17 protein-coding genes, 1 tRNA gene and 1 other annotated feature are annotated in these 21450 nt (G+C 41.6%); of the genes, 17 read left to right on the forward strand and 1 reads right to left on the reverse strand.

Annotated elements, in window-relative coordinates:
• Window positions 1-372: 372 nt before the first annotated feature.
• Window positions 373-1284 carry a nuclease-related domain-containing protein gene (locus H0185_RS20155; protein WP_246629314.1) on the reverse strand — a complete coding sequence of 304 codons (912 nt, stop codon included), beginning with the start codon at window positions 1282-1284 and terminating at the stop codon, window positions 373-375.
• A gap of 185 nt (window positions 1285-1469) precedes the next feature.
• On the opposite strand from H0185_RS20155, the gene H0185_RS20160 reads away from it, so the two are divergent.
• The 17 genes from H0185_RS20160 to lonB all read left to right on the forward strand — a co-directional run bounded on the left by H0185_RS20160 (window position 1470) and on the right by lonB (window position 20910).
• Complete coding sequence (locus H0185_RS20160; protein WP_221875290.1) at window positions 1470-2561, forward strand: GerMN domain-containing protein; 1092 nt, start codon at window positions 1470-1472, stop codon at window positions 2559-2561.
• Between the two features lie 120 nt (window positions 2562-2681).
• Complete coding sequence (rph, locus tag H0185_RS20165; RefSeq protein ID WP_221875291.1) at window positions 2682-3437, forward strand: ribonuclease PH; 756 nt, start codon at window positions 2682-2684, stop codon at window positions 3435-3437.
• 12 nt (window positions 3438-3449) lie between these two features.
• Complete coding sequence (locus tag H0185_RS20170) at window positions 3450-4055, forward strand: XTP/dITP diphosphatase (RefSeq protein WP_221875292.1); 606 nt, start codon at window positions 3450-3452, stop codon at window positions 4053-4055.
• Window positions 4052-4570: a metallophosphoesterase gene (locus H0185_RS20175; RefSeq protein WP_221875293.1), complete on the forward strand. Its 519-nt coding sequence runs from the start codon at window positions 4052-4054 to the stop codon at window positions 4568-4570. The genes H0185_RS20170 and H0185_RS20175 overlap by 4 nt, the downstream gene beginning before the upstream one ends.
• Window positions 4571-4705: 135 nt before the next feature.
• Window positions 4706-4782, forward strand: a tRNA-Arg gene (locus tag H0185_RS20180).
• A 455-nt stretch (window positions 4783-5237) separates the two neighbouring features.
• Window positions 5238-6167 (forward strand): branched-chain-amino-acid transaminase, encoded by a 930-nt coding sequence (gene ilvE / locus H0185_RS20185; protein ID WP_221875349.1) that lies wholly within the window; start codon window positions 5238-5240, stop codon window positions 6165-6167.
• Window positions 6168-6173: 6 nt separating this feature from the next.
• Window positions 6174-6434, forward strand: a binding site (T-box leader).
• A gap of 132 nt (window positions 6435-6566) precedes the next feature.
• Window positions 6567-8285 (forward strand): acetolactate synthase large subunit, encoded by a 1719-nt coding sequence (gene ilvB, locus H0185_RS20190; RefSeq protein WP_221875294.1) that lies wholly within the window; start codon window positions 6567-6569, stop codon window positions 8283-8285.
• Entirely contained in the window at window positions 8282-8797 is a 516-nt protein-coding gene (ilvN, locus tag H0185_RS20195) for an acetolactate synthase small subunit (RefSeq protein WP_221875295.1), read from the forward strand. The genes ilvB and ilvN overlap by 4 nt, the downstream gene beginning before the upstream one ends.
• Window positions 8798-8855: 58 nt before the next feature.
• Window positions 8856-9875, forward strand: a complete 1020-nt coding sequence (gene ilvC, locus H0185_RS20200; RefSeq protein WP_221875296.1) for a ketol-acid reductoisomerase — start codon at window positions 8856-8858, stop codon at window positions 9873-9875.
• The gene (locus H0185_RS20205) at window positions 9862-11400 is read left to right on the forward strand and encodes a 2-isopropylmalate synthase (protein WP_221875297.1); all 1539 of its coding nucleotides are present in this window, start codon (window positions 9862-9864) and stop codon (window positions 11398-11400) included. The genes ilvC and H0185_RS20205 overlap by 14 nt, the downstream gene beginning before the upstream one ends.
• 30 nt (window positions 11401-11430) lie before the next feature.
• On the forward strand, window positions 11431-12543 hold the full coding sequence (leuB, locus tag H0185_RS20210) for a 3-isopropylmalate dehydrogenase (RefSeq protein WP_221875298.1): 1113 nt from the start codon (window positions 11431-11433) through the stop codon (window positions 12541-12543).
• Window positions 12544-12742: 199 nt separating this feature from the next.
• Entirely contained in the window at window positions 12743-14158 is a 1416-nt protein-coding gene (gene leuC, locus H0185_RS20215) for a 3-isopropylmalate dehydratase large subunit (RefSeq protein WP_221875299.1), read from the forward strand.
• 21 nt (window positions 14159-14179) lie between these two features.
• On the forward strand, window positions 14180-14764 hold the full coding sequence (gene leuD, locus H0185_RS20220; protein ID WP_221875300.1) for a 3-isopropylmalate dehydratase small subunit: 585 nt from the start codon (window positions 14180-14182) through the stop codon (window positions 14762-14764).
• Window positions 14765-14948: 184 nt separating this feature from the next.
• Window positions 14949-15971: a tetratricopeptide repeat protein gene (locus H0185_RS20225; RefSeq protein ID WP_221875301.1), complete on the forward strand. Its 1023-nt coding sequence runs from the start codon at window positions 14949-14951 to the stop codon at window positions 15969-15971.
• Window positions 15972-16127: 156 nt separating this feature from the next.
• Window positions 16128-17417 (forward strand): trigger factor, encoded by a 1290-nt coding sequence (tig, locus tag H0185_RS20230; protein ID WP_221875302.1) that lies wholly within the window; start codon window positions 16128-16130, stop codon window positions 17415-17417.
• A 360-nt stretch (window positions 17418-17777) separates the two neighbouring features.
• Window positions 17778-19040 (forward strand): ATP-dependent protease ATP-binding subunit ClpX, encoded by a 1263-nt coding sequence (gene clpX, locus H0185_RS20235; protein ID WP_221875303.1) that lies wholly within the window; start codon window positions 17778-17780, stop codon window positions 19038-19040.
• Window positions 19041-19197: 157 nt separating this feature from the next.
• Window positions 19198-20910 (forward strand): ATP-dependent protease LonB, encoded by a 1713-nt coding sequence (lonB, locus tag H0185_RS20240; RefSeq protein WP_221875304.1) that lies wholly within the window; start codon window positions 19198-19200, stop codon window positions 20908-20910.
• Window positions 20911-21450 lie beyond the last annotated feature (540 nt).

A 21450-nucleotide genomic window follows, 5' to 3' on the forward strand; every position in this document is an offset into this window, starting at 1 on the left:
TTGTAAGCGAAAGAGAAAGGTCGCCAATAAGAACGATAGGCACCCTATCTAGGTTGTAACTGAAGGAGAAAGGTCGCCAATGAGAGTGATAGGCACCCAATCTAGGTTGTAACTGAAGGAGAAAGGTCGCCAATAAGAGTGATAGGCACCCAATCTAGGTTGTAAGCGAAGGAGAAAGGTCGCCAATGAGAGTGATAGGCACCCAATCTAGGTTGTAACTGAAGGAGAAAGGTCGCCAATGAAAGCGATAGGCACCCAATCTAGGTTGTAAGCGAAAGAGAAAGGTCGCCAATAAGAGCGATAGGCACCCTATCTAGGTTTTAAACGAAAGAGAAAGGTTACAAACCAAAATAAATTATAAAAAATAACGTATTATTCGAAATACATCCATTTACCATACCCTTTAGGGACATAGTAGTGCTTTAGATGCTTCAGTATGGTTTTCTTAGAGATAGTCATATTGCACCAATCATGCATGGTATTCGTGCAAATTGGCAAATTAGGAAATAACAACTTGACCTCCTGGATACTACGAAGCAAAGCATGCGTTATATCCTCTTTGCACCCACAATCCATACAAACTAGTTTTCTCTCTTTAAGGGCAATTTTAAATGAGTAACATAAATCACAGTAAAACCCCTTACGTAACCCCTCATAACTATAAGCTGGCAACCGCTTATAAGGATCATCCCCCCGATGAACAGCCAATAATTCCTCACCCAGCCTAGTATGTCTGTAATTCAGATTTGAAGAGGGCACTCGATTCATTTTTAGTAAAAATCGCTGTAATTGTGTTGGAAATATAATAGATGGATTTTTGGGGGCTTGGTATAAGGTGAATGTGGGGTTTACAAAGATCAAGTACGATTCAACTTGGAAGGAGGAATATCCTAGTTGTTGGAGTAACTGGTGAATAAGGGTTTCGCTTCGTCGTAATTGGTGCAAGGGGTTGAGGATTTCTTTTCCGGAATACGTGTAAAACCGGTCCTTCTCCATATAGTAATCTCCCTCAAAGTTTTTAACTTCAAAATGATAAACCGTCTCTTGAGCAATATGGAGGGAATCTAGTTGAAATTTAGTTGTGTTCTTTTCTAGTAATAAGTCATTTAAAATGAGTCTCTCTTGCTGAAGGTTTTCCATTAAAACATCAAATTTTATCTCCCCTTCAAATCCTTTCTCAAGGTTTAGATAATTTTGTTTGTCCGTTTCTGCTAACTCCATGCGAGCGTTTAAGATTCGTAGAAGCTTTAATTCATCTGAAACTTGCCTATGTTTGATGATCAAACGATCACGTCCTCTCTCCCTTAATTTAATTCTGAACTTTCCCTTATACAAGCGAACTTTTTATGACTTTTACAAAACTAGAGAAGAAGTTGTCCAATCTCACGAAAAAATTTTGCCAAGCTCGGTCTAATTTTAAAATAGGCTCGTATAAATGATAGTACAAACTGTCTTATGGAGGGGATTATATGTCTAAAAATAGAAAAACAACTTTGGTGACGGCATCGGCATTGGCAACCGCGGTATTACTTTCGGGCTGTGGTTTGTTTGGAGGAGAAGAGAAAAAGCAAATTGACCCGCCGCAGAATGCCTCCTACCTAGAGGAAAGTGAAATGGAAATGGTTGAAGAATCAGTGGGGGCAGAAACAGAAACAAAAACAGAAACAGAGGGAACAGAAGAAGCAGTTGAAACAACGGTACCAACCGAACTCTATCTTATTGATAAAAATGGATACGTAGTCTCTCAAACAATGGATCTTCCGAAAACGGAAGGAGTGGCCAAGCAAGCACTTGAATATCTGGTTGAAAACGGTCCAGTCAGTCAATTGCTTCCAAACGACTTTAGAGCTGTGTTGCCAGCAGATACCGAAATGACTGTAAACGTTAAAGACGGTACAGCAACAGTCGATTTCTCCAATGAATTCGCGACTTATAAGGAGGAAGATGAGCAACGAATCCTTGAATCTGTTACATGGACATTAACGCAGTTTGATGCAATTGATAAGGTAAAGATTCAATTAAACGGAAAAGAACTAGATAGCATGCCGGTAGGGGGAACACCGATTGGTGATGAGCTAACTAGAGCAGATGGAATCAATCTGAATACAACAGGCGCCGTGGATATCACCAATACCTCGCCAGTTACCGTTTATTATATCGGTGGGGAGGCTGAAAACTACTACTACGTACCAGTAACAAAGCGGGTAAACAATGATGGTGTCAATGAGATAGAAGCAACCATTAATGAACTCGCAGCTGGACCAGGCCATGGCACAGGCTTACTATCTCAGTTCCAGTCCGATGTAAAGCTATTAGCTGATCCTAAAATTGAGGATGGAAAAGTTACGCTTGATTTCAATGAATCTATTTATGGAAGCTTCGAAGAGAAATTGGTATCAGAACATGTACTGAACACTTTGGTTCTTTCTCTAACTGAACAAAAAGGAATTGAGAGCGTAGCCGTTACAGTAAATGGGGAAGCGGGTCTTAAAACGGAAGAGGGTGCAGACCTGACTGAACCAGTTACCCGTCCGCAAAAAGTCAACACTGGTAGTTTTTAATTGGAGAAATTTGTTATACTAATACTGAATGGTAAAGAGGCAGTCAATATGCTGCCTCTTCTTTATTGTTTTTTTTAGAAAATAAAGCTTTACCAGAACGACCGAAGGAGGAATTGGGCTATGCGTTATGATGGACGAGAACCACAGCAATTAAGGCCTATACATATTGAAGTTGATTATTTAAAGCACCCAGAAGGTTCAGTACTAATTACAGTGGGAGATACAAAAGTGATTTGCTCTGCTAGCATTGAAGACAAAGTGCCGCATTTTATGCGTGGACAAGGGAAAGGGTGGATTACTGCTGAGTATTCAATGCTCCCACGCGCTACCGAAACACGGAATATCCGTGAATCTTCAAAAGGGAAAGTAACGGGAAGAACAATGGAAATTCAGCGCTTAATTGGACGTGCTTTACGGGCAGTCGTAAATCTCGAGGCAATTGGTGAACGTACTGTTTGGATCGATTGTGATGTCATCCAAGCAGACGGTGGAACGCGCACAGCATCCATCACAGGTGCATTTGTGGCATTGGCGCACGCTTTTCATAAGCTTTATAAAAATAAAAAAATGAAAAGTTTCCCAATAACAGACTTTTTAGCCGCAACAAGCGTAGGGATTTTAAAGGATGGGAAAGTGGTCGTTGATCTAAATTATGTGGAAGATTCTGCAGCGCAAGTTGATATGAATGTGGTGATGACTGGAAACGGCGAGTTCGTTGAACTCCAGGGAACAGGGGAAGAAGCGACGTTTTCATACAATCAGCTACAAGAGCTTCTAAAAGGCGCACAGGAAGGTTTAGTTGAGTTGTTTGACTATCAAAAACAGGCGCTTGGCGAAGAGCTTACAGGGCTCATCACCAATGCGAAAAAAAGATAGGGGAATAAATCGATGGAAGAAGTCATTATTGCGACAAAAAATAGCGGAAAAGCAAAGGAGTTTGAGCGGATTTTTCATGAAAAAGGAATGATTGTAAAAACGCTGCTCGATTTTCCAGAAATAGAAGATGTAGAAGAAACTGGAACGACCTTTGAAGAAAATGCGAAAATTAAATCTGAAACAATCGCAAATCTTTTAGGAAAGATGGTAATTGCTGATGATTCGGGACTAGAAGTCGATGCACTCGAGGGGCGACCAGGGGTGTATTCTGCACGTTATGCTGGACCGCAAAAAAACGATGAAGAGAATATCGACAAAGTACTAGAAGAGTTACATGGTGTTCCTAAAAACGAACGAACAGCGAGGTTTCGATGTGTATTGTCCGTTTCGCAGCCTGGTAAAAAAACAGTAACCTTTGCAGGTGCATGTGAAGGACTCATTCTAACAGAGCGAAAAGGGACTAATGGCTTTGGTTATGACCCAATCTTTTTTATCGAGGCAAAAGGAAAGGCAATGGCTGAACTTGCACCTGAGGAAAAAAACAAAATCAGTCATCGGGCTATGGCGATAAAAAAGCTAGAACAAAATTTAACCCTAAACTTCGGAGAAGACTCATGAGTAAGATTTTAATCGTGAGTGATAGCCATGGATCCACAGAAATACTGGATGTGATTAAAGAAAAACATGAGGGCGAAGTCGATCTGATGATTCATTGCGGTGATTCGGAACTTACCGTTGACAACCATTCAATTAGCGGATATACCACCGTGAAGGGGAATTGTGACTTTTATGGGGACTTTCCTGAAGAAGCGATGGTGGAGATAGATGGCTACAAAATATTAGTCGTTCACGGCCACTTATATTCGGTTAAATCGAGTATGCTAAGCCTATCGTATCGAGCTGAGGAATTGGGTGCCAATATTGTTTGTTTTGGGCATTCTCACCTCCTTGGCGCTGAGAAAATTCAAGATATGCTTTTTATTAATCCTGGTAGCATTAGATTGCCGCGGGGGCGTCGCGAAAGAACCTACGTTATCCTTGAACTAAAAGGCGAGAGCGCAGTCCGTCATGTTTTTGACTATGATAGTGGAGAAATAGGCTCGCTAACACAGGAGTTTATGGTTTCAAAGTAGAGCCAAACGTTATATAATAACTAGAGGAAGAATTATTTTCTTCCTCTAGTAAAAAAAATTAAATAGCTGTTGACTTTTAATCGTTAGCCTAATATAATAAATCTTGTCTTTGAAAAACAAATACATTAAAAAAATGTCCCAGTAGCTCAGCTGGATAGAGCAACGGCCTTCTAAGCCGTCGGTCGGGAGTTCGAATCTCTCCTGGGACGCCATTATCCTACATATTAACTCACCTTAACCAAGGTGGGTTTTTTTGCGTTTTTGAGATTGTGTCCTTTAAAAAGAACCCTCACTCGGACCGACACCTCAGAACAATTGTTTCCTAAGCCAGCTAAACTTTCTGTTACACCAAAATTAGCTCCCTTTTATTACGCACTTCCCAACAAGAGATTTCTTAATGTTAAACTGACGAACTCTTCAAAAATTTTTTTAACTGAAAAATCCGAAGAAAACAATAATGGAAGCGGATACAGTAATTTACATAAATCGAAATTATCAAAAATTTCTTTAAAACCCGTTGACGTAGGCTTAGAAACGGCGTAAGATAGTCTTCAATTAAATGATTTTGTTAGTCAGATAATCTACCAAACGGGCAAGCGAAATTAGAGGTTGGATTTCTTTGTCAGAATCTTTTGTACCTTTTAATTTTAATTGTTTAAAGCGTTTAATGATCAAAAGGAGATGTTTTTCGGTGCCCGAGCAATGGATTTATTTAAACGGTGAATTCGTCACGAAGGAAAATGCAAAAATTTCCGTTTATGACCATGGGTTCCTATATGGGGACGGCGTATTTGAAGGGATTCGCGTATATGGCGGGAATATTTTCAGAATGGAAGAGCATATGGATCGTCTGTATAGATCAGCAAAGTCTATCATGCTTGAAATTCCTCATAGCCAGGAAGAACTTACAAACTTAATTGCTGAAACAGTAGAGAAGAATCAATTGGAAAACGCCTATATTCGGGCGGTGGTATCAAGGGGGCCTGGAGATCTTGGTTTAGACCCAAGAAACTGCCATGGAGCAAATGTGGTCATCATTGTTGAGCCACTATCAATCTTCCCTAAAGAACTATATGAAACAGGACTTGAAATTGTGACAGTCGCTACAAGGCGAAATCGTCCAGATGTGTTAAGTCCAAAGGTGAAGTCATTAAATTACCTTAACAACATATTAGTTAGAATAGAAGCTCAGTTAGCCAATGTGAATGAAGCACTAATGCTGAATGATCAAGGATATGTAGCTGAGGGTTCCGCTGATAATGTGTTTATTGTTAAAGGGGATACCTTCTATACACCTCCAGGTTATATTGGGGCACTAGAAGGAATTACAAGGAATGCCGTCATGGATATTGCGAAAGATTTAGGTTATGAAATGAAAGAAGAACCTTTTACAAGACATGATGTGTATACCGCTGATGAAGTGTTTTTAACTGGTACAGCCGCTGAGGTAATCGCTGTTGTGAAAGTAGACGGCAGAGTAATCGGCGACGGTAAACCTGGTATTCATACAAATAAAATTCTAGAAGAATTTAGAAAAAGAGTTATAAGTGAAGGAGTTAAAATATACTCCTTAAAGACAGATTCGAATGTAAGTTAAAGATATGAGAAAGTGTGGACGAGGACAAGTAATTCCTTGCATGCCATCTTCAGAGAGCCGGTAGTGCTGTGAACCGGTGTTGGCGCAAAGAATGAACTCACCTCGGAGCGCCGGTTTGAAAGGGTTTCAAGTAGAACCGGTCGGGTGTCAGTCACCCGTTATCAAAACGGACTGAACACAGTCCTAGAGTGCACGCAGGTTTTCCAATCTGCGTGAATGAGGGTGGTACCGTGGAACAGGTTAACAATAGCCTTTTTCATCCCTTTGCCTGACAATTTTTGTTGCGCAGGCATTTGGCGATGGGGAGGGCTATTTTTATTTGTAAAAAAAATGGGCCTGGTGCTAACAAAATATAAAAATAGCAGGCTAGAGTTTTTCAATTGATAGGAGGCTGGAATAATGCTGCAAGAAACTGCTTTTACAAACGTAGAAGCTGAGAAGAAAACTGTAACTGGCGCGGATCTCTTGATAGAGGCTCTCAAAAAGGAAAAAGTAGAAGTCATTTTTGGATATCCAGGAGGGGCAGTCCTTCCGATTTACGACAAAATTTATGACTGCGGCATTCTTCATGTTCTTCCTCGCCATGAACAAGGCGGGATTCATGCAGCAGAAGGGTATGCGAGGATTAGCGGGAATGCAGGTGTCGTAATTGCCACCTCAGGACCAGGGGCAACGAACGTTGTCACAGGTTTAGCGGATGCCATGATGGATTCTCTGCCGTTAGTGGTTTTTACCGGGCAGGTAGCTACAGGGGTCATCGGAACTGACGCTTTCCAAGAAGCAGATATATTAGGGATCACCACTCCGATAACCAAACATAATTGTCAAGTTCGGAATATTGAAGACATTCCGAGAATTATTAAGGAAGCTTTTCATATCGCAACAACCGGCCGACCTGGCCCAGTTTTAATCGATTTTCCAAAGGATATTGCCGCAGGCTTAGTTGAACAGCCTGCTGAAGCGGAAATTGATTTACCAGGCTATCAGCCGACTATTGAACCAAACTATTTGCAAATTCGCAAACTAACAGAAGCAGTAAGTGGAGCGAAAAAACCAGTAATTCTCGCAGGAGCTGGGATTTTATTCTCCAAGGGATCAGAGCTATTGCTTGAGTATGCTGAACAACAAAACATTCCAGTTGTTCATACACTTCTTGGTTTAGGCGGATTTCCGGCTGATCATCCATTGTTTATGGGTCTTGGCGGCATGCATGGTTGTTATACGGCCAATATGGCACTATCTGAATGTGATTTACTGGTTAATATTGGCGCACGATTCGATGATCGCTTAACAGGAAACTTGAAGCACTTTGCACCAAAAGCAACGGTCGCTCACATCGATATTGACCCTGCTGAAATTGGTAAAAATGTTCCAACTGCAATTCCAGTCGTTGGTGATGCAAAAGTAGCGCTAAGCATGCTCGTCAAGCAAAATGGCAAGCCGCCTGAAAATAGCGAATGGATTCAGACATTAAATGAGTGGAAGAAAGAAAATCCATATTGGTATGAAGATTCCAACTCACCACTTAAGCCGCAGCGTGTTACCGAGATGTTGTATGAAAAGACAAACGGTGAAGGAATTGTCGTTACCGATGTTGGACAGCATCAAATGTGGGCTGCTCAGTATTATCCATTTAAAAATCCAGACCGCTTTGTAACCTCTGGTGGACTTGGTACGATGGGCTTTGGATTACCAGCAGCGATTGGTGCGCAAATTGCCGACCCATCCGCAACAGTGGTGGCAATTTTAGGAGATGCCGGCTTCCAAATGTCAACACAGGAACTAGCAGTTATCAGAGAGTTGAATCTACCTATAAAAATCGCAATCTTCAATAATCGTTCTCTAGGAATGGTCAGACAGTGGCAGCAAATTTTCTATGAAGAAAGATACTCTCATAGCCTAATCCCTTCACAACCTTCCTTTGTAAAACTAGCTGATGCATATGGAATCAAAGCATATGAGATCACATCGGAAAGTGAAGCAGAAAAGGTATTAGCTGAAGTGATGAATGACAACGAACCTGTTTTACTAGACTTCAGAGTAGCTGAAAACGAAAATGTTTATCCAATGATTGCTCCAGGAAAAGGGCTTCATGAAATGGTAGGGGTGAAAAAATGAAACGAATCATTACTCTAACCGTCCTAAACCGACCAGGTGTCCTAAATCGAATCACCAACTTGTTTTCGAAGCGAAATTACAATATTGAAAGTATTTCGGTTGGAGAAACAGAACAAGAGGGAGTATCAAGGATTACTTGTGTCGTTAATGTCGATAACGACCGCATCATTGAACAAATTACGAAACAACTTAACAAGCAAATTGATGTATTAAAGGTTGCTGATATCAGTGACCAGGCGGTTGTCGCCCGTGAACTCGCACTAATCAAAGTGCAGTCTACTCCGCAAAATCGCAATGAAATTTATTCACTGATTGAGCCGTTCCGTGCATCGGTCATCGATGTTGGGAAAGACAGCTTGATTATCCAAATTACCGGTGAATCAGAGAAGATTGAAGCCTTTATTGAGTTGATTAAGCCATATGGAATCAAAGAGTTAGCGCGCACAGGAACAACCGCTTTCCCACGTAGCAGCCAACGTTCAACTCAGAAAACAAATTATTCAATTGTCTAAACCAAGCAACTAATACAACTAAAACAAAAACTATAACCATAAAGGGAGAGATTTTAAAATGGCAAAGATGTATTATAACGGAGACGCAAACCCACAGTACCTACAAGGAAAGAAAGTAGCCGTAATCGGATATGGATCACAAGGTCATGCTCATTCACAAAACCTACGTGACAGTGGTGTTGAAGTTGTCATTGGTCTCCGTCCGGGAAATTCTTGGAATAAAGCAGTGGAAGATGGCTTCCAAGTTTACACAGTAGGGGAAGCAACGGCTCAAGCAGATGTAGTCATGATTCTTCTTCCAGATGAACTACAACCAACAGTTTATAAGAATGAAATTGAACCAAACTTAACAAACCAAGCATTAATGTTTGCACATGGATTCAATATTCACTTTAACCAAATCAAAGCGCCAAAAGAATGTGATGTTCTATTAGTAGCTCCTAAAGGTCCTGGTCACCTTGTAAGACGTGTATATACTGAAGGCGCTGGTGTACCTGCACTATTCGCGGTTTACCAAGATGTTACTGGAGAAGCTAGAGAACTTGCTCTATCTTATGCTTACGGAATCGGATCACTTCGCGCTGGTGCACTAGAAACTACTTTTAAAGAAGAAACAGAAACAGACCTTTTCGGAGAGCAAGCTGTCCTTTGTGGAGGCGTTTCTGCCCTAGTAAAAGCTGGTTTCGAAACATTAACAGAAGCTGGTTACCAGCCTGAACTTGCATACTTTGAATGTCTACACGAATTAAAATTAATCGTTGACCTTATGTACGAAGGCGGTCTTGAAGGAATGCGTTATTCCATCTCTGACACAGCTCAATGGGGAGATTTTGTTAGCGGACCACGTATCGTGACTCCAGCTGTGAAAGCAGAAATGAAAGAAGTATTGAAAGATATCCAAGAAGGTCGTTTTGCAAAAGGTTGGATCTTAGAAAACCAAGCAAACCGTCCAGAATTCACTGCAATCAATGAAAATGAAAAACAGCATCCAATTGAAGTTGTAGGTAGAGAGTTAAGAGCGATGATGCCGTTTGTAAATAAAGATAAAAAGAAGGTGGCAGCAGTTGCAAAAGGTTAAGATTTTTGACACGACGCTAAGAGATGGGGAACAGTCGGCCGGGGTTAATCTGAATAAGTCCGAGAAGCTAGAAATTGCTCGCCAGCTGGAAAGATTACATGTTGACATTATTGAAGCAGGCTTTCCAGCTGCTTCTCCTGGAGACCTAGCATCGGTTAAAGAGATTGCCAGAACGATTAAAGGTGCATCGGTTACTGGACTTGCACGTGCAGTCATTTCGGATATTGACGCTGCTTGGGAAGCTCTTAAGGAAGGCGCAGAACCAAGATTGCATACATTTATCGCGACTTCACCAATCCACCGCCAATATAAATTAAAGCAAACAAAAGAACAAGTGGTTGAAACAGCCGTACAAACGGTGAAATATGCCGCTTCAAAGTTTTCTGTCGTTCAATGGTCTGCTGAAGATGCAACTCGTACTGAGCTTCCATTTTTAGCGGAAATCATTGAAAAAGTGATTCAAGCAGGAGCACGCGTGATCAACATTCCTGATACAGTTGGATATACGTCTCCAGAAGAGTACGGAGCATTATTTGATTACTTATTCGAACATGTTCCTTCTATTGGAAAGGTAGAATTGTCAACACACTGTCATGATGATTTAGGGCTTGCAGTGGCGAACTCGCTTGCGGCTGTCAGACATGGCGCAAGACAGGTTGAGGGGACCATCAACGGCATTGGTGAGCGTGCCGGAAATACTTCACTTGAAGAATTAGCGGTTGCGCTTCATATCCGGAAAGATTTCTATAACTTAGAAACAGGGATGAATTTACAAGAAATTAGCCGTTCGTCGAGTCTAATTTCGAAATTGACAGGGATTCAAGTTCCACCTAACAAAGCCGTTGTTGGGCGTAATGCTTTCGCACATGAATCGGGCATTCACCAGGATGGCGTCTTAAAAGAAAAAACTACTTATGAGATTATTTCTCCTGAATTAGTAGGAGTCCAGAATAATTCCTTGGTACTTGGAAAGCATTCTGGCCGACATGCATTCCGCAATCGCCTGCAGGAGTTAGGCCTATCAGTGCCAGAAGAAGATATTAAGCGTCTATTCGGTGTCTTTAAAGAGATGGCTGACCGCAAGAAAGAAATGACCGACGAAGACTTAGTCGCGATTGTTCTGGAAGAAAGACTATCAAAAGATGAAAGCTTCTATCAATTGAAGTCCATTCAGGTTCAATATGGAACTAATCAGGTTCCAACTGCCACTGTCAGTCTTTCAGGTGAAAATAACGAAGAGATTCAAGAAGCTGCTACTGGAGCAGGAAGTATCGAAGCTCTTTACAACACATTAGAAAAATGTATGGACGAAACCATTAATCTACTAGATTACCGAATTCAATCCGTGGGTGCAGGGAGAGATGCCCTTGCTCAGGTTTACGTAAAAATGAAATATGCAGGAAAAGAAACAAGCGGCAGAGGCCTTGCACAAGACGTTCTCGAAGCATCCGCAAAAGCATATTTGAACGCAGTAAACCGCGTACTATATATGAGAGAAACTGCAGAGCCAGTTGTAAATAGTTAATATTTTTATGAAAAAATGGAGGGGAAACTCATGAAAAAGACGATCGCAGTCCTGCCTGGAGACGGCATTGGCAAAGAGGTAGCAGGTGGTGCAGTGAGCGTCCTCCAAGCAATTGGAGAGCGCTTTGGACATCAATTTACTTTCACTTATGGAAGTATTGGCGGGGGAGCAATCGATGCGCTCGGTACTCCGCTTCCTGAAGAGACCATTGAACTCTGCAAAAAAAGCGATGCCGTCCTTCTCGGAGCAGTAGGCGGTCCGAAATGGGAAACCCTTCCTGGACATCTTCGTCCAGAGAAAGGTCTACTTCGCATTAGGAAAGAGTTGAACCTCTATGCTAATTTGAGACCGGTCAGCTATTATGCGGCAACCGCAGAAAACTCACCACTTCGCCCTGAAGTCATTGAAGGTGCAGATATGTTGGTAGTCAGAGAGCTGACTGGCGGTCTTTACTTTGGAAAGCCAAGTGAAAGAACGAAAACAGACGGCGAAGATGCTGTTGTCGATACACTTTTTTATAAAAAATCAGAGATTGAGCGTATCATTCGTCTCGCATTTGAACTAGCAGAACAACGAAGCAAAAAAGTGACATCAGTAGATAAAGCAAATGTTTTAGAATCAAGCCGAGTATGGCGTGAAACAGCGGAAGAAGTAGCGAAAGATTTCCCAGAAGTAAAGCTAGAGCATATGCTTGTTGACAATGCGGCGATGCAGTTGATTAAAAATCCAAAGCATTTTGATGTCCTAGTGACCGAGAACATGTTCGGCGATATTTTAAGTGATGAAGCGTCTGTTTTAACAGGATCATTAGGGATGTTGCCTTCGGCTAGTATTTCCTCAGACGGTGCACATCTTTATGAGCCAATCCATGGATCCGCACCAGATATCGAAGGTAAAAACATTGCCAACCCAGTAGCAATGATTCTATCAGCAGCCATGATGTTACGTACCTCATTCGGCCTTGAAGAAGAGGCAACTGCGGTAGAAAAAGCAGTAGAACAAGTACTAGAATCCGGCTCAAAAACAGCCGATATCGCTAAAAAAGGCCAACCAACTGTAGGCACAGCCGAAATGATCGAAGAAATCAAAGCAACCATACTAGATAATCAAGCAATCTTAAATATTATGAATTGTTATTCTTAACACTAATTAAATGTTTATTGACGATGGAACAGGTTGATTGGAGCGGAAGGCACGAAGACTCCTGCGGGAGTACGGGGCAGGGGAGACCCCACAGGCGCTAAAGCGCCGAGGAGGCTCCCCGGCACGCCCACGGAAAGCGAAGTGCCTGGAGCGGAATTCAACCGTTGTCAAAGCTACTATTAAAAAAGGAGGGTGAAAAATGGCAAAAACAATTATCGATAAACTTTGGGATAAGCATATTGTCCATCGCGAAGAGGGGAAACCAGACCTCATCTATATTGATCTTCATCTCGTCCATGAAGTAACCTCACCCCAAGCTTTTTCAGGATTAAAAATGAAAAACCGTAAAGTGAGACGACCGGACCGTACCTTTGCAACCGTCGATCATAATGTCCCAACCGTAAACCGTTTTAACATTACCGACCCTGTCGCGCAAAACCAAATGGAAACCTTGCGCAACAATTGCAAAGAATTTGGGATTACTTTAGCAGACATCAATAGTCCAGAACAGGGAATTGTCCATGTAATTGGTCCTGAACTAGGGTTAACACAGCCCGGGATGACGATTGTCTGTGGGGACAGTCATACCTCTACACATGGTGCATTCGGTTCCCTAGCATTTGGAATTGGCACAAGCGAGGTTGAACATACGCTAGCAACGCAAACGTTGTGGCAGTCTAAACCTAAATCGCTTAAAGTCCAAATTGACGGCAAACTTGGTAAAGGTGTGCTCGCTAAAGATGTGATTTTATATGTGTTATCCAAATATGGAGTGAATTTTGGAACTGGTCATATCATTGAGTATTGTGGTGATGTGATTGAAAACATGACGATGGAAGAGCGAATGACCGTCTGCAATATGTCGATTGAAGGTGGCGCTCGTGCAGGCCTAGTTGCTCCGGATGACACAACCATTGAATACTTGCGTGGCCGTAAGTATGTTCCAGCTGGCCAAGAGTTTGAGGAGCTAGCGGAACAGTGGAAGGCACTTGCTTCTGATGAAGGCGCTACTTATGATAAGGAAATCTACATTGAGGCAAGTGAAATTGCGCCAATGGTTAGCTGGGGAACCAATCCGTCCCAGACAGCTCCTGTTACAGGAAGGGTTCCTTTCTTAGGTGAATGTGAGAGCGAAAATGAAAAGCGTTCTGTAGCAAGCGCCCTTAAGTATATGGACTTTATCGAAGGCCAAAGAATAGCCGATATTAAAATTCAAAAAGTATTTATTGGTTCCTGTACAAACTCCCGTCTAGAGGATCTGCGTTTGGCTGCTGAGATCGCAAAAGGGAGAAAGGTTCATCCAGATGTAGAGGCAATCGTGGTACCAGGCTCTCAAAATGTAAAAGTCTTAGCTGAAGCTGAAGGTCTTGATAAAATTTTCCTTGATGCAGGCTTTGAATGGCGTGAATCTGGTTGTAGCATGTGCCTAAGTATGAATGCGGATATTGTCCCAGCTGGAGAGCACTGTGCATCAACCTCCAATCGTAACTTTGAAGGACGTCAGGGTGCCGGAGCAAGAACTCATCTTGTCAGCCCAGCAATGGCAGCAGCGGCAGCAGTAAATGGCTGTTTCGTTGATGTGAGAACAATGGAGAGTGCTGAAGCCGTTCATTAAAAATAGAAAGGAGAAGATGAGATGGCAGGGCTAACGACATTTCGTGGCAAAGTAGCTGGAATGGATCGAGTGAATGTGGATACCGATCAGATTATTCCAAAGCAGTTTTTGAAACGAACAGAAAAAACAGGTTTTGGTCAATATCTCTTTTACGATTGGCGTTTCCAAGCAGATGGTACACCGAATCCTGATTTCGAATTGAATCGTCCGGAAAATAACGGAGCAGAGATACTTGTAGCAAATGAAAACTTCGGTTGTGGCTCATCACGTGAGCATGCACCGTGGGCCTTGCTCGACTATGGGATTAAAATCGTAATTGCTCCGTCGTTCGCAGATATTTTTCATCAGAACTGCTTAAAGAATGGAATGCTTCCAGTTGTCTTAAAGGATGAGGAAGTACGCTATTTAATTGAAAAGGCAAAGGATGAAAATTATGAGCTAACGGTATCGTTGAAAGACAAGACGGTAAAGGACTCTGAAGGTTTCCAAGCAGAGTTCCCAATTTCTGATTACTGGCAAACGATGCTGGTGAATGGGTGGGACGAGATTGAATTAACTCTACAATTAGATGAACGAATCCTGGCTTATGAAGAGTCACTCATTTAAAAAGATTCACGGCCCCAGCCGTGAATCTTTTTGTTTTTCGTACAATCCATGCTAAACTATCGATTATAATCAAAGATAAAGCACTCTTTAAGGGATGGATAGACATAGGTTAGAGGAGTTACCGTAGAGAATCTTTGTTATAGAAAGTGCTAGAAATTTGATGAATAAAAAGAGGCGGGAAGGCATGATGAAACAGAATTCTGAAAAAGATAATATTGTTTTGTTTCCGGGCCTAGAGCGACGTCTGTTAGAAAAAGGGGTGGAATACCTCCACGCGAAAAAGTATCGACAGGCTATCGAGTATTTGGAACAGGCACGTACGCTTGATGCACATAATAGTGAGGTGTACACTGGATTAGTTCTTGCTCATTTTGAATCAGGCCACCCACAAGAAGCAAAAGTCATTGCAGCGGAGATGCTCAAGGAAGGAATCGGCAATTATATACAAGTCATGGACCTTTACATCATGATTATGGTCCAGTTGAATGAATATGAAGAAATCATTACGACGATTGAGGCTCTGCTCGAAGAAAAAGAAGTGCCAAAAGAAAAATTTGAACATTTTTCTAAAATGCTTCATTTTAGCCGGAAGATGGCAGAAGGCCAGCAAGACCTTCAAGACATAGAACCACCAGTTCAAGAACGAGAAAATGAACGATTAAGTTTGTTTTCCTATCAGGATCCAAAAGACCAAATGCAAATTGCCGCAAGACTTGCCAAGGAAAATGTTCGCCCATACATACATGAAATTAAGCTATACCTAGAATCAAAAGAAGGGCACCCCTTTCAGAAATCAATGTTGCTGAACATTTTAAGGGAACAAGAATATGACAAGGAAGTAGAAGTCGAAAAGCTTGGAATGAAGGACGTGTTTATTCCTTCTAGGCTCCCTGAGCTTCAGGAAGTTCAAATGTTGCTTGATGTATCGCACCTTCTTCAGTCCAGCCTTGAAAGCGATGACCCAGTCTTGTTTGAAAACATTAAAAGTCTGTTGGAGCGAAACTTCTTTCTACTCTATCCTTTTAATCCGAAGCCTAATTCTGAAAAAGCATGTGCAGCGGCCTATCATTACCTAGCAAATGCGTATTTTGGACTTGATGAAACGATAGATAAGTATGCTGATCGATACGGCGCAACTGTGGAAGAGACAGCAGAAGCAATGGATTTCATCAAGATGATAGAAGAAATTTCTTACCCTATCATCTAGCAGGCTGTTGAAACGAAAGAATCCTGTGTTATAATGTAGTGGTTGTATTATGTAAAAATTAATCTATTTTACATTTAAACTGGAATATTTGCTTGCATGTTCAAGAGATATTCATCGCCGTAAGGTCATGATAATAGATTTGTTGGAGGGAAAAGTATGTCTGCAAAATGGGAAAAACAAGAAGGGAACCAAGGGGTTCTTACATTTGAAGTTGATGCAGAGAAGTTTAACGAAGGATTAGACGCTGCATTCAAAAAAGTTGTGAAAACAATTAATGTTCCTGGATTCCGTAAAGGAAAAATGCCTCGCCAAATGTTTGAAAAGCGTTTTGGTGTAGAATCATTATATCAGGATGCAATTGATTATCTTCTACCAGAAGCATATTCAAATGCAATCGATGAAGCTGGAATTGAGCCAGTTGATCGTCCTGAAATTGATGTAGATCAAGTTGAAAAAGGCAAGAGCTTAGTTTTCAAAGCAACTGTTACAGTAAAGCCTGAAGTAAAACTTGGTGACTACAAAGGTCTTGAAGTTGAAGCTTTTGATACAGAAGTTACAGATGAAGAAGTTGAAGCAGAATTAAAATCTTTACAAGAGCGTCATGCTGAGCTAGTTGTGAAAGAAGATGCACCAGCAGAAAACGGCGACACAGTTGTATTAGACTTTGAAGGCTTCGTTGATGGAGTAGCATTCGAAGGTGGACAAGCTGATAACCATTCACTTGAAATTGGTTCTGGAAGCTTCATCCCTGGCTTTGAAGAGCAGCTTGTTGGTGTAAAAGCAGGAGAAGAAAAAGACGTTGAAGTCACTTTCCCTGAAGAATACCATGCTGCTGAGCTTGCTGGAAAGCCTGCAGTATTCAAAGTAAAAGTACACGAAATCAAAGGCAAAGAACTTCCTGAGCTAGATGATGAATTTGCGAAGGATGTTGATGAAGAAGCTGAAACAATCGAAGCTCTTCGTGAAAAAACAAAGAACCGTTTGAAGCATGACAAAGAGCATCAGAAAGAACATCATATCCAAGATACAATCGTGGAAAAAGCAGCAGAAAATGCTGAAATCGATGTTCCTGAAATCATGGTAGAGAACGAAGTAGACCGTATGCTACAAGAATTCGAACAACGTCTTCAAATGCAAGGTATGAACCTTGAGCTTTACTTCCAGTTCTCTGGTCAAGATGAAGCTGCCCTACGTGGCCAAATGAAAGAAGATGCTGCGAAGCGTGTTCGCGTGAACCTAACTCTTGAGGCAATTGCTAAAGCAGAAAACATCGAAGTAACAGAAGAAGATGTGAACAAAGAGCTTGAAACAATGTCTACTCAATACAATATGACTGTTGATCAAATTAAAGCGGCTCTTGGTGGAAACCTTGAAACTGTTAAAGCTGATCTTCAAATAAAAAAAGCAGTCGAATTCCTTGTGGAAAACAGTAAAACTGTTGCATAATAGAAGTAACAAGATAAGAACAAGGCGCGAGTTATTCGTGCCTTGTTTTGTACCATATTAAGGTGTTTTTTACATATAATGAAAGACATGACTAGCGGAGGTCAGGTCTTGAAATTCATTGGTAATTCGTGAACAGCCGATTGAACTAGCGGCATTTTGGTTAAGCTTAGTTGAGTACATATTATTTGCGGATCAGTTTTACCATCTTATCTTGCTAAGTGTTATCATTTCCTGCAAACTGGAAAAATGTGATACAATGCAGTACATACCCGTTTTAATCCGTTTACAAAATAACCAAAATGAATGTTCGCATATGATCCGCCACTTTGTATGTTAGAAGTTTTCCAAGGGGTGAAAAAAGTGTTCAAATTTAATGATGAAAAAGGGCAACTCAAATGTTCTTTCTGCGGCAAGACCCAGGATCAAGTCCGTAAACTCGTTGCAGGACCAGGAGTTTATATATGTGATGAGTGTATCGAGCTTTGTACTGAAATTGTTGAAGAAGAGCTAGGCACTGAAGAGGAAGTTGAATTCAAAGATGTACCTAAGCCACGTGAAATCCGTGAAATCCTTGACGAGTATGTTATTGGTCAAGAACAGGCAAAGAAAAATCTTTCTGTAGCCGTTTACAATCACTACAAGCGTATCAATTCCAATAGCAAAATCGACGATGTCGAACTTGCGAAAAGTAATATTGTTATGATTGGACCAACTGGTAGCGGGAAAACGCTTCTTGCCCAAACGCTCGCTCGTATTCTGAACGTGCCATTTGCCATTGCAGATGCGACTTCGTTAACAGAAGCTGGTTATGTTGGGGAAGATGTTGAAAACATCCTTCTTAAGCTCATCCAAGCAGCAGATTATGATGTAGAAAAAGCCGAAAAGGGTATCATCTACATTGATGAGATTGATAAAATTGCCAGAAAATCAGAAAATCCATCGATTACAAGAGATGTTTCGGGTGAAGGCGTACAGCAGGCATTACTGAAAATCCTTGAGGGTACTGTGGCAAGCGTACCGCCACAAGGTGGAAGAAAGCATCCACATCAAGAATTCATCCAAATTGATACAGGAAATATCTTGTTCATTTGTGGTGGAGCCTTCGATGGCATTGAGTCCATTATTAAACGCCGCCTAGGCCAGAAAGTTATTGGCTTTGGTTCAGATGCAAAGAAAGAAGACATCGATCAAAAACAATTGCTTCAAAAAGTTCTTCCAGAAGATTTGTTGAGATTTGGTTTGATTCCTGAATTTATTGGACGTCTACCAGTCACTGCGAGCCTAACTCAATTAGATGAAGAGGCTCTAGTGGAAATTTTAACAAAGCCGAAGAACGCTTTGGTTAAGCAATATCAAAAAATGCTTGAGCTTGACAATGTTGAGCTTGAATTTGAAGAAGATGCATTACGTGAAATTGCCAATAAAGCGATTGAACGTAAAACAGGTGCACGTGGTCTTCGCTCAATTATTGAGGGCATCATGCTTGATGTTATGTTCGATCTTCCTTCAAGAGATGATATCGTAAAATGTATCATCACGAAGGAAACTGTTTCTCAATCAAGCCCACCACAACTTTTGCTTGAAGATGGGTCTATTGACAAAGGCGAACGAAACTCTGCGTGATGATTGAATAACGACTTAAAAACCTAGCAGCTTTTGCTGTTAGGTTTTTTTGCGTCCTTTTCGTTAATGTTATTTTTGACATTGATTCTGGTTTATTCCATCTCGTTGCAGGAAATACTAAGAGGAGCATAAGCATTAAGTCAGGAGGGAATCTGTTTTGAGTTGGACGGGGATCGCGATATTCGTACAGCTATTCTTTGGAATTGTTATCGGGCTGTACTTCTGGAACTTATTAAAAAGTCAGCGCACACAAAAAGTGTCAATAGACCGTGAGTCTAAAAAAGAAATGGAACAGTTGAGAAAAATGCGATCAATCTCTCTCAGTGAACCACTTTCTGAAAAAGTAAGACCTGCAAGTTTCAAAGATATTGTTGGGCAGGAAGATGGCATAAAAGCACTGAAGGCAGCACTATGTGGGCCGAATCCTCAGCATGTCATTATTTATGGACCACCGGGAGTCGGAAAAACAGCCGCCGCAAGGCTAGTATTAGAGGAATCAAAGAAAAATGAAAAATCACCGTTTAAACAGTCTTCTGTTTTTGTTGAGTTGGATGCAACCACCGCTCGATTTGATGAGAGAGGAATTGCTGATCCTTTAATAGGTTCTGTTCATGATCCCATCTATCAAGGGGCAGGAGCGATGGGACAGGCAGGGATTCCTCAGCCGAAGCAAGGTGCTGTTACTAATGCACATGGTGGAGTGCTTTTCATTGATGAAATTGGCGAGCTCCATCCAATCCAAATGAATAAGCTTTTAAAAGTGCTTGAGGATCGGAAGGTTTTTCTTGAAAGTGCCTATTATAATGAGGAAAACACGCAAATCCCTACGCATATCCATGATATCTTTAAAAATGGGTTACCTGCCGACTTCCGTCTGGTGGGTGCGACAACACGTACTCCGAGTGAAATTCCTCCAGCCATCCGCTCAAGGTGTATGGAAGTGTTTTTTAGAGAACTAACTCAAGAAGAGATTTCGGAAGTAGCTAGAAATGCGGCAGACAAAGTGAACTTGAAAATGAGTGAAGAAGCCATCACCGTGCTTGCTTCATACTGCCGCAACGGTCGTGAAGCGGTCAATATGGTCCAAATTGCGGCTGGCTTGGCCATTACTGAAGGGCGAGACCACATTAAAGAAGAAGAAATTGAATGGGTGGTCCATTCTAGTCAACTTTCTCCAAGAATGGAACGCAAAATCAATGAAAAGGCAGCTGTAGGTCTTGTTAATGGATTAGCTGTTTACGGTCCAAATACTGGGGCACTTCTCGAAATCGAGGTTACCGTAATCAAGGCAAAGGAAAAAGGCAGTATCAATATTACCGGAATCATTGAGGAAGAGAGCATTGGCGGCCAAGGCAAATCGATTCGTAGAAAGAGTATGGCCAGAGGCTCGATTGAAAACGTCATTACGGTGTTGCGCTCAATGGGCGTGCCAGCGGACGAATACGATATTCATGTGAATTTCCCTGGTGGTGTTCCGATTGATGGCCCATCAGCTGGAATCGCAATGGCAACGGGAATTTATTCAGCCATTTACAAAATCCCAACGGACCATACTGTCGCGATGACAGGTGAAATCAGTATCCATGGCAATGTGAAGCCAATTGGTGGCGTATATGCAAAGGTAGAAGCAGCCAAAAAAGCTGGTGCCAAGCGCGTCATCATTCCCAAAGATAATGTCCAATCCATTCTCCAGGAGATCAAAGACATTGAAATCATTCCTGTCAGCCATCTAACTGAAGTGTTTGATCATGCGCTTGTCAGAGAGCCTTCTAATAAAGAGGAGATCATTGCATCCGCGGAAATCGAGCACAGAAATCGAATGCTTTCCGTAGCCTCGGAGATTGAGATTAATAAGAAAGAAAGTATATAACAACAGATGGAAAAGTTCCGACTTCGGTTGGGGCTTTTTGTTTTGGATGTTCTGGAACGAACTTTTATCGTGTTTGATTAAGGGAAGAGGGAAGCGGAAAGAAAGGTTACTATTTGAGTGCGTGGGCCTTATCTAGGTAGGAGCAGAAGGAGAACGGTCAGCAATGAGAGAGATAAACGCCCTAACTAAGAAGAATTAGATAGGAAAGGTCGCCAATGAGAGAGATAGCCGCCCTAACTAAGTAGAATCAGGAAGAGAAAGGTCACCAATGAGTAAGATAGACACCCTAACTAAGTAGAATTAGGAAGAGAAAGGTCAGCGATGAGTGTGATTGACACCCTATCTAAGAAGAATTAGAAAGAGAAAGGTCGCCAATGAGAGAGATAGAGGCCCTAACTAAGTAGAAGAAAAAGGAGGAAGGTCGCCAATGAGAGAGATAGCCGCCCTAACTAAGTAGAATCAGGAAGAGAAAGGTCACCAATGAGTAAGATAGCCGCCTTAACTAAGTAGAATTAAGAAGAGAAAGGTAGCCAATGAGTA

It is taken from the genome of Mesobacillus maritimus (genome assembly GCF_019749255.1).
Lineage (GTDB): Bacteria > Bacillota > Bacilli > Bacillales > Cytobacillaceae > Mesobacillus_B > Mesobacillus_B maritimus_A.